Origin of the sequence: Pedobacter gandavensis (assembly GCF_032678745.1) — a bacterium.
Lineage (GTDB): Bacteria > Bacteroidota > Bacteroidia > Sphingobacteriales > Sphingobacteriaceae > Pedobacter > Pedobacter gandavensis_C.
The window spans coordinates 316,925-330,823 of the sequence record NZ_JAVTST010000006.1; the positions used below are offsets into that span (position 1 = coordinate 316,925).

12 protein-coding genes are annotated in these 13,899 nt (G+C 40.3%); 4 read left to right on the forward strand and 8 right to left on the reverse strand.

Features of this window, described 5'->3' with window-relative positions:
• Positions 1-1,602 carry a murein L,D-transpeptidase gene (locus R2S10_RS19170; protein WP_316842026.1) on the forward strand — a complete coding sequence of 534 codons (1,602 nt, stop codon included), beginning with the start codon at positions 1-3 and terminating at the stop codon, positions 1,600-1,602.
• Between the two features lie 148 nt (positions 1,603-1,750).
• Here the strand turns inward: R2S10_RS19170 and R2S10_RS19175 are convergent, their stop codons facing one another.
• Together R2S10_RS19175 and R2S10_RS19180 are read right to left on the reverse strand one after the other, a co-directional pair.
• Complete coding sequence (locus R2S10_RS19175) at positions 1,751-1,942, reverse strand: cold-shock protein (RefSeq protein ID WP_062549601.1); 192 nt, start codon at positions 1,940-1,942, stop codon at positions 1,751-1,753.
• A gap of 79 nt (positions 1,943-2,021) precedes the next feature.
• Entirely contained in the window at positions 2,022-4,553 is a 2,532-nt protein-coding gene (locus R2S10_RS19180) for a BamA/TamA family outer membrane protein (protein WP_316842027.1), read from the reverse strand.
• A 390-nt stretch (positions 4,554-4,943) separates the two neighbouring features.
• Here R2S10_RS19180 and R2S10_RS19185 point away from each other — a divergent pair, with 390 nt between their 5' ends.
• A complete protein-coding gene (locus R2S10_RS19185) occupies positions 4,944-5,624 on the forward strand; it encodes a YdcF family protein (protein ID WP_316842028.1) in 681 nt (226 codons plus the stop codon).
• A gap of 149 nt (positions 5,625-5,773) precedes the next feature.
• On the forward strand, positions 5,774-6,274 hold the full coding sequence (locus tag R2S10_RS19190; RefSeq protein WP_316842029.1) for a DinB family protein: 501 nt from the start codon (positions 5,774-5,776) through the stop codon (positions 6,272-6,274).
• Between the two features lie 79 nt (positions 6,275-6,353).
• On the opposite strand, the gene R2S10_RS19195 is transcribed toward R2S10_RS19190, so the two are convergent.
• The 4 genes from R2S10_RS19195 to R2S10_RS19210 all read right to left on the reverse strand — a co-directional run bounded on the left by R2S10_RS19195 (position 6,354) and on the right by R2S10_RS19210 (position 11,638).
• Positions 6,354-6,644 (reverse strand): hypothetical protein, encoded by a 291-nt coding sequence (locus R2S10_RS19195; protein WP_316842030.1) that lies wholly within the window; start codon positions 6,642-6,644, stop codon positions 6,354-6,356.
• Between the two features lie 429 nt (positions 6,645-7,073).
• Positions 7,074-8,504, reverse strand: a complete 1,431-nt coding sequence (locus tag R2S10_RS19200; protein ID WP_316842031.1) for an AcvB/VirJ family lysyl-phosphatidylglycerol hydrolase — start codon at positions 8,502-8,504, stop codon at positions 7,074-7,076.
• A gap of 4 nt (positions 8,505-8,508) precedes the next feature.
• Positions 8,509-11,097, reverse strand: a complete 2,589-nt coding sequence (locus R2S10_RS19205) for a phosphatidylglycerol lysyltransferase domain-containing protein (protein ID WP_316842032.1) — start codon at positions 11,095-11,097, stop codon at positions 8,509-8,511.
• Positions 11,098-11,185: 88 nt separating this feature from the next.
• Positions 11,186-11,638, reverse strand: coding sequence for a VOC family protein (locus tag R2S10_RS19210; protein ID WP_316842033.1), 453 nt, complete (start codon positions 11,636-11,638; stop codon positions 11,186-11,188).
• A gap of 72 nt (positions 11,639-11,710) precedes the next feature.
• On the opposite strand from R2S10_RS19210, the gene R2S10_RS19215 reads away from it, so the two are divergent.
• Positions 11,711-12,052 (forward strand): helix-turn-helix domain-containing protein, encoded by a 342-nt coding sequence (locus R2S10_RS19215; protein ID WP_316842034.1) that lies wholly within the window; start codon positions 11,711-11,713, stop codon positions 12,050-12,052.
• 44 nt (positions 12,053-12,096) lie between these two features.
• Here the strand turns inward: R2S10_RS19215 and R2S10_RS19220 are convergent, their stop codons facing one another.
• Together R2S10_RS19220 and R2S10_RS19225 are read right to left on the reverse strand one after the other, a co-directional pair.
• Positions 12,097-12,651: a DUF3347 domain-containing protein gene (locus R2S10_RS19220; protein WP_316842035.1), complete on the reverse strand. Its 555-nt coding sequence runs from the start codon at positions 12,649-12,651 to the stop codon at positions 12,097-12,099.
• 15 nt (positions 12,652-12,666) lie between these two features.
• Positions 12,667-13,896: an efflux RND transporter periplasmic adaptor subunit gene (locus tag R2S10_RS19225; protein WP_316842036.1), complete on the reverse strand. Its 1,230-nt coding sequence runs from the start codon at positions 13,894-13,896 to the stop codon at positions 12,667-12,669.
• Positions 13,897-13,899 lie beyond the last annotated feature (3 nt).

Below are 13,899 nucleotides of genomic sequence, written 5' to 3' on the forward strand. Positions count from 1 at the left end.
ATGAGAAAATGGCTCTTGATATTATTCCTTCTTCCCCTTGTATTTATAGCTTGCAACCGGAACAAAATAGTTAAGATAGAGAGAGACATTAGTATTACACCGAAAAACTCCGTCACCAGGCTGGCAGTAGACAGCCTGCAAATGGAGCAATATATCCAGAAACAACAACTCACAGATAGTGCTGCCCAGTATTTAAGAAACTTTTACAACAGCCGGAATTTTCAGTATGCCTGGCTGGCGGAGAAAGGATTAACCGAGCAGGCGAGGGTATTTTATCAATTGAACAAAGACTATGTAGATAGTTTCCGCGATAGCTCTTTACTGGATGTTGATTTAGATAAGCACATGGAGCTGCTGCTGAAAGAAGATACTACTTTCAAAAAATCCGACAGCAGTCTGACCAATCTGGAGCTGAAATTAACCAGCCATTTCTTTAACTATGTGGCTACCGCTTACGAGGGAAAAGTAAATCCTGAGGTAATTCAATGGCATATCCCAAGGAAGAAGCTGAGTGCTGTAGTGTTACTGGATTCCTTAATGGCCAATAAAAACCTGAAAGCGGACGAATGGGAGCCGGTAAATCAGCAATATAGACAGCTCAAGAAAGAACTTCAACATTATTATACGCTCCAAAATGAGGAGAATTGGCCAACAATTCCAATAGGCAATCAGAAAAAATATCAAGTTGGGGATACCGGCCTAACGGTAAGCCTGGTTAAACAACGTTTAAAAGCATTTGGAGATACCTCCATCAAGGATACGGTAACTGAATTTGACCAGGATCTGAAAACAGCGGTTAAAAACACCCAACAGCAATACGGATTGCGCAGTACAGGCACAATTGATGCGGCTTTATTAAAAGAATTGAATGTCCCGATCCAACAACGTATTGAGCAAATGCTCATTAATCTGGAACGGATGCGCTGGATGCCTGTAATGCCTGCTGGAAAATCCATTCTGGTTAATATCCCGGAATACCAGCTCCACATTATTGAAGAACATAAGCAAGTATTCAATATGGGGATTGTAGTGGGTAAGGCTGCCAATAAAACAGTCATCTTTAGCAACAAGCTTAGAAACATCGTGTTCAGCCCTTATTGGAATATCCCGGCCAGCATTGTTCGTGCAGAAATCCTACCGGCAATGAAACGCAACAGCAATTACCTCAGGAGCAAAAATATGGAGCAAACCGGAACCAGTAATGGTCTTCCGATGGTTCGTCAAAAGCCTGGTGACAACAACTCTTTGGGTCGGGTAAAGTTCCTTTTCCCCAACAGCTACGACATTTATTTCCATGATACTCCGGCAAAGTCATTGTTTTCGGAGGAGAAACGAGCATTTAGCCATGGTTGTATCCGATTGGCACAACCTGTTAAATTAGCGACCTACCTATTGGCTGATCAGCCCTCCTGGACACCTGAGAGGATTGCAAAAGCCATGAAAAGTACAAAAGAGATTTGGGTTGCCTTAAAGAAACCTGTTCCGGTTTTCATTACCTATTTCACGGCATGGGTGGATCAGAATGGCAGATTGAATTTCAGAGATGACATTTATGGTCATGATCAGAAAATGGCAGAGCAGCTATTCCTTGCCACTAAATAACCTTTAACAAATGAAAATATCCTGGTTATGGCCCTTGCATGATGCTGGGGCTATATGATCCGATAAGAATCTTTGTCAGGCTTAGAAAAAACAGGGCAAAAAAAAACTGCCCTTGAGGGGCAGTTTTCACAATTTATATTGAGGAAATTTAAATCACCTTAACATTTACTGCATTAAGACCTTTACGACCTTCTTCAACATCATAAGAAACTTTATCGTTCTCACGGATGTCGGCTAATAAGCCAGTTGAATGAACAAAGATTTCACTTTCGCCCGAGTTTGGAACGATGAATCCGAAACCTTTAGTTTCATTAAAAAATTTTACTACTCCTTCTTGCATTGTATTTTTTATTATAATTAATAGGACAAATGTAAGTATAAATAATTGCAATTCAGTTATTTCATGAAATATAATTTTATTAATACCTGAATTTCATGGTGATATAGGGGTAATAGCCCTCTTTAGAGTGGGCCAATTGGGCCTGTACAACCGTTAAAATGGCTGGGGCGTAATAGAGTCCGCCGCCATAGCTATAATGCCATACATCCGACTGATCGTCCTTCGTCCACACCCTTCCAGTATCAAAGAAGGCGGTTATTCCAAATTGTCCGGGTAAAACGTAGCCGCCAACATTGGCAATTTTTGTACGAAGCTCGAGGTTATTATATAAACTATGCTGCCCTCCAAAACGAAAAGAACGGAAACCTAATAAATTTCCTTGTCCACCGATATAATTAGACTGATAAAAGGCCTGATTTCCGAAAGTAAGCCCTCCACCAGTTCTATTTGCCAGCACAAATCGCTTAGAATTTCCGATCCTATGGTAAAATGTATAGCTGGCCGACAGCTGTAGAGAAGAGGCTGCCGCAGAATTTAAGCCTGCATAAAACCTCAACTTCGTATCCAGAAAACTTCCGGAAGAAGCCAATACTTCATTATTTCTGGTATTACGGTTAAATCCAACCTTTACACCGGCGTACCATTTATCCTGACTAACCGTTGCACTGTCTGGCGAATGCAGCTGATCGGTATTGCTAATGAAGCGATCGTTATTATCATCCCTGTTGAAACGATAATATTGAAAGGTTGGTCCAACGCTCCAGGTATTTTTCTGACTTCTCCACCTTAAAGAAGGATCAAAATCATACAAACTAAACCTCGCCCTATAGTATAATATATAGTCGCCCTCTTTCTGATAAGACGTTTCATTCCCCAGACCAAAGAAATTCTGCGAATTCTCTGGTGCAAATGCAGTCGCCTGCAAAACAATATCCGCCTTTCCTAAGGCCTGAAACCATTCACTGGAATAGTTAAAGCTAAAGGCATTGGTTCTAAAAGAATGCAGGAATGAAAAGGAATGAATATTTCCAAAAGGCAATTTCCGAAAACCTGGACTCATTATTTTATAAGACAAGCCCATAGAAAGTCCATCGTCAGCATTAAAACCAGCGTTGAGTAAGGTCATATTCCTTGAATACAAATCTGTAGGTACGTAATGCGTATTATTGGTATCATTGGAAATATGCTTGTTTAACCTGGCCGAAGCACCGGAATAGGTAATACCTTCCTCCATCCCATAAAAAGGCACCTTCCGTTTGGCATTCACAATATCATAATGCTTTTTTCCTTCTGCATTGACCATGCGAAGGCGAATATTAGAATTTTTATTATTGAGTATTATACTATCATTCCCATCCCTTACATAAAGACGGATCTCTTTAGTGACTAGCGGATCATAATTTCGATTGAAGATCTCCGCTCCCGGCTGACCATCCTTATCCAACTTTTTCATACTAACGTTCAAGCCGCCAGCGCCATGATCACTAATCTGCAGGAGCTCATTCTTATTGCTTCCCTGCACATCCACAATGCGGTTCATGAAATGATAATAAGTCTTCATCATTTCCCCTAAGGTTTTTCTTCTTTCTTTGAGCTGTGCCAACAATTGATCGTGACGAAGAGAATAGCTTGGCTCTGGCAAACGCTTCAAGGCATGCTCAAACACCTCATCCGTCATGGATACAGTAAACTCCTGTACAATCCGGTTCCATTCCTCTTCTCCAATTGTTCCGAGTATCCTGCCATAAGTACTTCTACCCTCCCAGAAAAACCAGTTGATGTTTTGTACATTTCGCTCATAGCCCTGGATCATGGGCAGCAACCAGGAAACCTGGGCAAATCTGGGGATTAAACCCTGTGAAAGGTAATAGACCATATCGCGGTCCCGGGGAACCACTACATAACGAATTCTCTGAGCTGTTTTCTCTGGAATCCAACGCCATTGATCCTCATGTCGATCCCAGTCCCCTAACAAATAATCTAAAGATTTTGCCTTCAGTAACAAGGCTGCATCCACCGCATTGTCATTATTGTCATTTAGCTTTCTCAACATTTTATCGGTATTATCAGTATCCCCTTCCGGTTCTCTTTCTTCCAATAAACAAAGACTATTTTCGAAAACTTCGGCAAACTCCCCTAAGGCCTCATCAGGAAGTACCCATCCAATCATTGGATTACTATGAGGAATCCCTGCTGCCGCTGCAAAAACTGGAACAACGAGTGCAGAAAAAGGGTGTTGTGCGGACATATTGTCTTTTACAATATCTTTAGCAAAAGTAGCCTGTAACTCTAAAGGCAATAATACTTCGGGATATTTCTCTACAGATCGCAACACCCATTCCTTCCCTTGCTTGTCTTCCATTCTTAAGGAGTGCGTTTGATTTCCACCTCCTCTTTTGATTGGGGTCAATCCTCCTTTAATCTGAGACAAACGAATTACAGGAACGGTGGTGATGGCTGCATATTCCTTTCGATAGTTCTCCCCAAATAGAAGTCTATGAAATTTTCCTACCTGATCATATTTCGGATAGATGTTCACCTTTATAGAGTCCTGAGCATTGCTGTAAAAAACAGAAAACAGGAGCGCAGCGCAAAGTAAATGTTTTACCATATTGTCATTTTATAACTGACTACATTTTCTTAAAGTGTCTTGAAATCCAAATTGCAATCATCCATTTCATCATTTTTAATTCCTCCCTTTTGATAAACTTTTATATCAGCTAAAGATATTCCTTAAATTGCTACCCCCTTCTTGACCTGTGATAAGAAATGAATAAAGAATGAACAAAAAAAACAGCCCAGTGTTCACTGAATCTTCAGATATTGATGCTTAAAGAAAACCAAAATATGGAATGATTTGTTTTAGAAAACACTAGCTTTTAAAAGACATTCAAAATCCATATAAAATTAGCCCAGGCAATCATCTTTAAGTACAGGAGTAAACATAAATTGTAGCTAGAATAAAAGATATTAAATTTTGTAATCCCATCAGCATTGGCATATGGAACAAAGACCTTTACAAACTGACCTATTACCCAACCCGAGCTGTCCTATAATGGATCAGGAATTGGTCAATGTACTCAGCGATTTATGCTTTCAAGAGGAAGAACAAGTATACTCAGACCTCTTGTTTGTATTTGGATCTAATGTAAAACATAAGGAAATCGCGGCACTCATCTCCGAACAGATCGAGCAAAATAGAGTGAAGCAAGTCATTATTACGGGAGGAATTGCAAATTTCGGGAATTCCTATCAACAAAACAGGCCCGAATCTGAGGCCATTTATGCTTTCCTAACCGAAGTGCATCAATACCAGGACATCCTGCTGGAGACCCGATCAAAAACAATGCTGGAGAACATTGTGGAGGCACAAAAACTGATTGATTTTGAAAAGATCAGATCAATCACCTTCATTTGCCATGCTTATGCGACTAAAAGAGCTGCATTATCCTTAAAGAAGTTTTTCCCAAACACAAAGATTCATTGCATTCCTTTTTCACTGCCATCAGACCGGAAAGAGTTTCCGATCAGTCCAGAACATTGGTTTAAAACCAAGTATGGGCAAAGTCTGATTCTCGGAGAGTACCTACGCATCATCACTTATGGCAGTAGAGGAGATTTTTCCCTTACTGAAGTACAACCTCATCTAAATCTTGTAGAATGCTTGCTGCTAAACAAGTAGCAGAAAACATGCCTTCAAATGCCCCCAGAATAGCTTCGGTATAATCTGCAATTCCTTGAAAGCAATTTCAAAATTATGAGAAGAATTCAATTCTTATTTCAGCAATTGCGGAAATGTTTGCACCTTCGTAACACAAAAACCAGAGCATTATGTACCGTAGTATTGAAGATTTCCTGACTGAGCGTAAAGAAGAAGAGTCAAATACCGTCAAACTATTTTCCAACTTAACGGAGGAAACAAAATCAGTAAAAATTCATGAAAACGTACGTTCACTGGAGCGCCTGGCCTGGCACATCACCCAGACCCTTACTGAGATGGGTAAAAATGCCGGCTTATTTGAAACTGATCTTTTACACGAACTTCCGATCCCTGCAACTTTGCCGGAACTGATCGAGACCTATGTAAATTACAACACTTTGCTGATGCGTACCGTAAGGTTAAAATGGACAGATTCCAATCTGGATGACCTGGTAAATATGTACGGTGAACAATGGAAAAAAGGCAAAATCCTTTCTATTCTAATTGCACACGAAGGCCATCATAGAAGTCAGATGACCGTCATCATGAGGATGCTCGGTTTAACGGTTCCCGGAATCTATGGCCCATCTAAAGAAGAATGGGAAAGCATGGGAATGCCTGCACTGGACTAATTGTCTTAACCGATATAAACACTATAACAGGGTGGTTTCAACACCCCCCATCCCTGTTACAGTGTAAATGATTTCGTTTTTAGTACTCCACAAGCTGTGGTGAAGCAACATGATGTTCATCAAACAGCTCTTTACAGCTTTTTGCCCGAACCTCATAATTGGCCAATCCACCAACTTCTAACCCAAACAACCTTTCCAAAATACGGACAGTCTCGCATGGAATGTCTTTATCATCTCCCATTTGAAGCTTTCTGTAATTGTGGAATGTATTGATGGATGCGTTAATGATTTTTGGCATCAATCGTTTGATCAATTTGTGCTGATTGTAGGTCAGCTTCTCCATACATTCGTTTATCTTATACTTGTCCATAATAGCGTTTTAAAGTACACAGACTGATTTTAAGTAAACTTGTGGATTCATACCCCTGATGATCCACCCCATTAATAAAACATTCATTAATCATAAATTAATTTTAGATTTACAGTTAAAAAAAACACTTTTTTCTGTTTGAAAAAGTACCGTATTTCACCTTATCCCATCATCCAATGGAATAAAAATCAAAATAGTCATGAAGTCGATACAATTTAGGTAACCAACCGGGCGATTGGCTGAATGATTTCTTTAAATAAAATTATTGAAATAAATCATTCATAACTCTAAATTAAGTAGTTAGCTAAAAAAAAACAAGAGCTAGCACAAAAAAAAATACAATTTTATCATACAATCTGCGCTCAGACACCAAAAACGCAGAAAATAATCCTCAAAAAAAAATAAAATAATACCAAATAGCACATTTTATCATTCCGGAATTTGCTTTAAAAATACAGTAGCAATTTTCCCATAATCTTTATCAAAATGATGATCTCCTGCAATGCTGAGTACCTTCAACCCATTTTTCACAAATTGGTTTTTGATTTTACTTCCTTCCTCTAGTCCAAAAATAGCAACAGGAGTTAGCGGGCTGACTCTTTTAATTTCCGCGATGACATTATATTTCTCTTTATTACTGCCGAGATTGAACAGGTCTACCAGATGAATCTCAAAATCGGCGGTTACATCAGGAGAAAGTGAAATAACTGCTTTAAGCCTTGGTTTTAAATCCGTAGGCAATCTATTGGCAATAAATGGGGCAATTGAAGCGCCAAAAGAATATCCAGCCAAAATCAAGTTCTCCTTTCCCATTATGTTTAGGTAATGCGTCAATGCCTGACTCACATCCTTACTGGTCTGATCGGGACTCTTTGCATTCCAAAAGTATTTCTGCGCATCTAAACCCAATACGGAAAGACCTTTGGAAGCCAACTCTTCTGCTAAACTCTGGTCGAAACTGGTCCAGCCACCATCACCAGAAATCATAAAGACAATGGGCAATTTATTCTGTTGAGCTGCAGGAATCACTGTGAGTGGCAAATCACCCCTATAAGGAGGAATAGGTTGATTTCTCAAATAACTATTTTCCACAGACCTTCGTTCTGTGAATCCCGGATCCTTCAATATTTTTTTATAAGCGCTGCTTAGTGCGCTTTCCCAATCGCCAGTATTCATAAAACCATGTCCGGCATTGGGCAAAGCAATCAGCTCAGTCATCGGCATCCCTTTCAAAAAACGTTCTGTTACAGCAAATGGACAGGCCAAATCTTTTCTTCCATTGATTACTAAAAATGGTGCGCTAAGGCTTTGTGTACTTTCCAGCATATAAGACATCTCCTTTTTTAAAGGGTATAAACTCAGGCCATTCCCTTTACATAACACTTTGTTGATATTGATATCAGGAGAAAAACCAAGCCCAATTGCTCCTTTAAAGGTATTTGCAGGGGCTTGTGCCAACATCGCATAAACGAGTGTTGCTCCATAAGAATAGCCCATTAATACTGGTTTTAAGTAATTTGGAAGTTTATATTTCTTTTGAATAGATAAGCTCAATTCTTCAAAATCTGCAGCCGGGTATAAACAGGCAGTCTTTTGTTTAGACAGGTAATATTCATAATGTCTGGCATCAATTCCTAAGACCATGGCGCCATCATCGGCCATATTTTCCGCCATATTTATGACTACATCTTTCCAGCCGCCATCCCCGGAAACAAACAAAACTACAGCCTCAGGACTTCGTATTGGGTGATAAATAGTAATATTACCAAATTTACCATAGGAAACATGTTCTATCTCTGCAGCAATAGCGAGTTTACTACCTAACAATAACAGCAATAAAAAGACACATATAGATTTCATAAGCTTAGGGTTTAATGACCTTGGTTAACACCGTCGGTACTTGCAGTAAATCATAATCATGGTCATAGATCAGGTACCTGTTTTGCCATTCCGGGGCAAACTTTTCTTTTGCTGCGCGCAGGCCTTTATAATGAGAAAAAGACCGGATCTTTTCATAGGCGAACTTCATGGAGCGCTCTGGAAAATTATGTGGATCAACCAGTCCGGACATTGGTGCAAAGCCGAGGTTTACTTTGGTATAGCCTGCTGCTTTTAGCTGTTCAAAAAGGGCTACCATCATAAAGTCGATCACCCCATTTGGGGCATCGCTGGTTTTCCTGATCAGGTCGAAAGTCCCTTCTCCAGGAGCGTAATCGGGGATAATATTGATAAATGCCACAATCTTCTCCTCCATACTTTCCACTGTGATCAGGGTATGCCCCTTTAATTCCTCCCAGCTAAACATTCCCTGAGAAAAAACCAACTCTTCCCGGTCCATATCCTCCAACCAGCCATCAGACACCATTTTCAACTTCTGTAACAAACCATCTTTAATCGGTGGCGGATATACTTTCGTATGATAACCCTGATCTGATACTTTTTTCAAAGCATTTCGTATAGATTTCTTAGTCCCTCCTTCTAAAGAAAAACTGGTTAAGTCTAGAATTCCCTCTTGCCCTAAAAACAAACTTTTCTTGCCTAAGGCCAAAAACTCTCCGAGACTTTCTTCTGGCACCCTGTAGTACAGACTTTTCATTCCATTCTCAAAGCAATATTTGTCAAAATCCTTGATAAAGGCCGTCCTATGCTCAGCAGCAGTAACCGGACATTCCAAAACCACAGCGAAATTCCCAGCTATACGGTAAGCGACAAAGCCTTCCAGCGATTCGGAAAAATAAATCAGCTTGTCTTTATAGGTTTTAAAATAATCAATCCCAGAATTGCCATACTTTTCCAGGAACTGATTGGCCTTTTCAAATTCCAATTCCTCTGTTTCATCGCTGGAGATATAAGGTCTGATCAAGGTATAAATCAGGAAAGCAATCGATAAAAAGCCACTGATATTGATGGAATACAGGAAGCCTTTGGCAAAATGATCCATGGGTTGCAGGTCATCATTACCAATCAGAATAAAATTTTCAAGCGTATAACGAATCGATTGCCACCAATTAAAATCAATATTAAAGTGCTTTTTATCAAGAAAATAAAAGCCTAAAACTCCATAGATCAGTATGCCTAAAATACTCAATAAAGTAGTCTGAATCCCAAAAGACCGAAGTTTGGCATTGTTTTTAACATAGTACTCTTTCCTGGAAGCGATCAGGATCAGCATTACCAATACCGCAAAACTGGCCTCTTCATAATCAATCGCTTTTGTTAAGTTACCTACCAGCGAGAGTAAACATAAAGCCATTGCAAAATACCATGCCATGCGGAGGCCCTTCAACATGAAAGCTGCGGTAACCAATAAAAACAGCCCAGCCATCAGCACAAAATAATTAGAGGCCGTAATGGCGGCTATGGGGATAAAATCCTTCACAAAGGTCAACCTGGAATGAATTGCAGGTGTCAATACTGATACAATATTGATCACTCCTAACAAGAGGAGAAACAAGGCCGGAACTACGCGCATCAAGAGCTTATTGATGCGAAAAAGAAAACTCATCGCACCAATTAACATCGGAATCCAGAATTCCATGAATCGATAAAGAAAAGTAATCGATACTGCCTCCGGAGCAGTGTAGCCCAGGCGAATCAAAATGAAAGTCATAGAGGCTTCTACGGCTCCCAGCCCCCTTAAAAATGGAGAAATGATCAGGAATACCACCGCAACGATATAGCTGATCAAGGCCACTATCCAGGAAGCTGAGAGGTCTAAAGCCAGCATCGCAAGGTAAATATGAATAATCCCCAGCAGCTCAATTAGACTGCTATATAGAAAAGTGGCAATAAAGTGTTTACGTTCAATCTGGTTGTTCCTGAATTCTGCAGCATACACTTCTATCACAGGAATATATTTAATAATGAAGCGGTAAATACTTCCTCTTTTGATTACAGAGCGATATAAATAGTAAATCCCAGTCATCAATAAAATGGCGGCAATGAGACCAAACCATTCACCAGCACCAATACTTCCTTCCAGAATGGCATAAATAAACACCGGTATAGCGATCACCAGTACGGATAAGATCCCTACAAAACCATAAATAGAGGAGGCAAAATTAATCTGGGATTTACTGACTCCCTTCTGTTCAATCGGGGTGCTGAAAAAAGCAAGAGAAGAAACTCCACCAGCAGGTAAAAAGACACTAATAAAATTACGTTTCAGAAACAATAAAGTCCCGTCTGCGATAGAAATCTTACTCGAAACCGCGGCAAAGGAAGAGCGATACATCATGCCGTGTACAAATACATAGGCCACACTCAAAGCGAGCCCAATACTTACCCAAAGCCATTTGGCAGTCGTCAGCAAATGTTGAACCTGCCTGATTTCTCCACGTTGTTGCTTTATAAACCATATGGCCAGCCCAATAAAAAACAGACTGAACACATAACTGGATATAATTTTTCCGTTCTCCCTCAAAAAGGGCACAAAGAATTTGAGTCGCTTCATTATTTCATTTAGATCATCCCCAGCGGGTCTTAATCTAAATATACGGCTTATCTAAAAGAACAATATGAAGAAATCTTCATACTTTGAACTAGAAGGGCTTCCCTTCTAAAAACTCGATCACCTCACCATTCGGACTATACACCAAAGCATTGCGAACATTTACAGCGGGATTTTCCCCTAAAGAAAGACCCATCGGGGCTATACATGAGCTGGCTCCTGCCAACAAACAACGCTCATAAGCTTCGCTGGCACTGTCTACACTCATGGCCAGATGCAATAAGGCTCCCGTTTTCACCTCCTCCTCAGCCAAAGCAGGTTGCCCTTCCATTGCCACAGCCGCAGCAGCATCAAAAACCTCGATAAAAGTATGGCCATCCCATGATTTCAGCATGGCAGCCTGTTTGATGTTAAATTCCGGCAATGTCCAGGTATGACTGATCGAAAAATCCAGCGCAGTTGTATAAAAATGTATCGTTTTTTCGAAATCTTTTGCACGAATGCCCAGGTGATGCAAGCCTTTAATTTTACTACGCTCTGTCATATTTTCCTTAATTTTTATCCAAATTTACAGCGGACAAATTGTAAAACACGACACTTACAAAGTTGTAAGCACATGAGAAAAACGACTTCTACGAATTACGAAAACGAACAGTTACTCCAGGGATTTTGCGATGCTGCTTTTACGCTATCGGTATTATCCGGCCGTTGGAAGCTCAGTATTCTAGTGAAATTAATGGCAGAAGATTTAAGATTTGGGGCCTTAAAACTGATGATTCCTGAAATTACGGAACGGGTACTGGCCTTGCAATTGAAAAAACTGGAACAGGATCAATTGCTTATCAAAATCCAGACTGATGCTAGGCAAAAACTTCCTATTTATCGCTTATCTCCAAGGGGAAGGAGTCTGGAAGCTGTCATCAGGAATTTGGAAGCGTGGGGAAATAAGCATAAGTGATATGCTTGTAAAGCAAGATCACTTATGCCCTTAAAATCAGGATATTATTTAATTGTTTCTTTAATTTCTCCGCAAGTCAGCATCGATTCTCCATAGTATGGATTTTTGATGTCTTTCTGATTACTCAACCAGGAAGCGCCTTTATCGTTCATCGCCATTGGGCAATATTCTACATAAATTTCGCCACCGGTAACGCCTGAAGCTTTGGCTCTTTGAATGAAATCATCACTCAATGCTGCAAAAGCGACTCTTTGCACTTCAATATCGGTAGCATCGCCGATTTTAGCAGTCAAAGCTAATAATCCTGCTGGATTTGACAATTCTTTGGCACCCAGCTCAATTGCCTGAGCGGCAACTTTTGCTTCGGCCACATCCCCATTTGTTAAGGCGGTTGTCAAATGAATATAATGAGGATATACCGCATTCAATTTATCGTCTTTTAAGCTCACATGACCAGTTTCCGCAACTACTTCCGTTTTTACTTCTTTAGCATGGTCATGACCTTCATGAGATTCTTCTGCAGGTTTCTGCGTATTTCCACAAGCCGATAATAAAGTGGCTGCGGCAATTGTAATGGCTAAACTTGTGATTGTTTTCATGTTATTTTTATTTAATTATTTCAATTTTAAACCCTCTATAGGGTTCTTTCCTTTTTTCAAAATGTATTCACTATATAAGAGATAAGCACCGGTAACGACCACTTGTTCTCCTTCCGATAAACCTGCGGTAATCTCTACCTGATTATCGTTCTCCTGTCCGGTGGTTACCCGTTTTGGCTCAAAGCTATCTTTTCCTTTTTTTATCCAAACGTGCATCCCTTTACCATCACGGATTACCGCATCTACAGGTAAAGTCAGGGCACTATTCTTTTGATTTCCAGTAGGCACAAACACATTGGCTTGCGCACCGGGCTGCCATTGTTGATTCGGGTTAGGAATACTTCCCCTGATTTGAGTAAGCTGGGTTCCTGAAAGCAGAGAAGGGGTAATAAAGCTGATGGTCATCTCCTGTGGCTGATCTTCCCAGCCTGGGATCACGACTTTCACTTTTTGTCCTTCTTTGATACTACCTGCTTCATTCGGATAAACGTCTGCTTCTACCCATAAATCACCGTAACCTTCCAACCTCATAATAGGCCCACCTTCCGATACATATTGACCGGGTGTTACAGAAATTTCTGCCACAACCCCACCCTCAGGCGCAAAGAAAGTCACATAAGGATTTTTCTTTTGCGTTGCCAAAAGCTGTTTAATTTGTCCGGCAGACTGGCCATAAAGCAAGAGTTTCTGCTTTGCAGATTCTACCAATTGCTGCTCAATTTTATCTCCTGGAAATTGCTTTTGTTGGGCAACGGCCATCAGATATTCCTGTTGCAAAGCAGAAAGCTGTTCTGAATAAATCTGATATAAAGGTTGTCCTTTTTTAACGCGAACACCTGTTTCTCTAATGTACAATTGCTCAATTCTGCCGGCAATACGGCTAGAGATATAGCTACTTTGTTGAGGGTCGACTGTTAACCTACCGTTTAGTTGTTTACTTCCCGATAGGCTGTTTGCACCGATCATTACCGTAGTAATGTTAGCTAGAATCTGCCTTTTCTCATCTACTTTCAGGGCTTTCTCATTGCTATTCTTCTCAAAAGGCACTAAGTCCATACCGCAAATCGGACAGGTACTCATTTCTTCCTTGATCACCTGGGGGTGCATCGGACAAGTATAAGTCTGTTTTTTAGCTATTACGCCATCTTTACTCGTTTCCTTTACCTCACTTTTGCAAGCGGCAATGAATACCGATGGAACCAGTGCCAGCAAGGCAAACTGTTTTATAAATATTTTACGTTCCATATC

Excerpts from the sequence above, each read along its gene's own strand:
- R2S10_RS19170 (WP_316842026.1), top strand. The coding sequence starts at position 1 with ATGAGAAAATGGCTCTTGATATTATTCCTTCTTCCCCTTGTATTTATA.
- R2S10_RS19175 (WP_062549601.1), bottom strand. The coding sequence starts at position 1,942 with ATGCAAGAAGGAGTAGTAAAATTTTTTAATGAAACTAAAGGTTTCGGA.
- R2S10_RS19180 (WP_316842027.1), bottom strand. The coding sequence starts at position 4,553 with ATGGTAAAACATTTACTTTGCGCTGCGCTCCTGTTTTCTGTTTTTTAC.
- R2S10_RS19185 (WP_316842028.1), top strand. The coding sequence starts at position 4,944 with ATGGAACAAAGACCTTTACAAACTGACCTATTACCCAACCCGAGCTGT.
- R2S10_RS19190 (WP_316842029.1), top strand. The coding sequence starts at position 5,774 with ATGTACCGTAGTATTGAAGATTTCCTGACTGAGCGTAAAGAAGAAGAG.
- R2S10_RS19195 (WP_316842030.1), bottom strand. The coding sequence starts at position 6,644 with ATGGACAAGTATAAGATAAACGAATGTATGGAGAAGCTGACCTACAAT.
- R2S10_RS19200 (WP_316842031.1), bottom strand. The coding sequence starts at position 8,504 with ATGAAATCTATATGTGTCTTTTTATTGCTGTTATTGTTAGGTAGTAAA.
- R2S10_RS19205 (WP_316842032.1), bottom strand. The coding sequence starts at position 11,097 with ATGAAGCGACTCAAATTCTTTGTGCCCTTTTTGAGGGAGAACGGAAAA.
- R2S10_RS19210 (WP_316842033.1), bottom strand. The coding sequence starts at position 11,638 with ATGACAGAGCGTAGTAAAATTAAAGGCTTGCATCACCTGGGCATTCGT.
- R2S10_RS19215 (WP_316842034.1), top strand. The coding sequence starts at position 11,711 with ATGAGAAAAACGACTTCTACGAATTACGAAAACGAACAGTTACTCCAG.
- R2S10_RS19220 (WP_316842035.1), bottom strand. The coding sequence starts at position 12,651 with ATGAAAACAATCACAAGTTTAGCCATTACAATTGCCGCAGCCACTTTA.
- R2S10_RS19225 (WP_316842036.1), bottom strand. The coding sequence starts at position 13,896 with ATGGAACGTAAAATATTTATAAAACAGTTTGCCTTGCTGGCACTGGTT.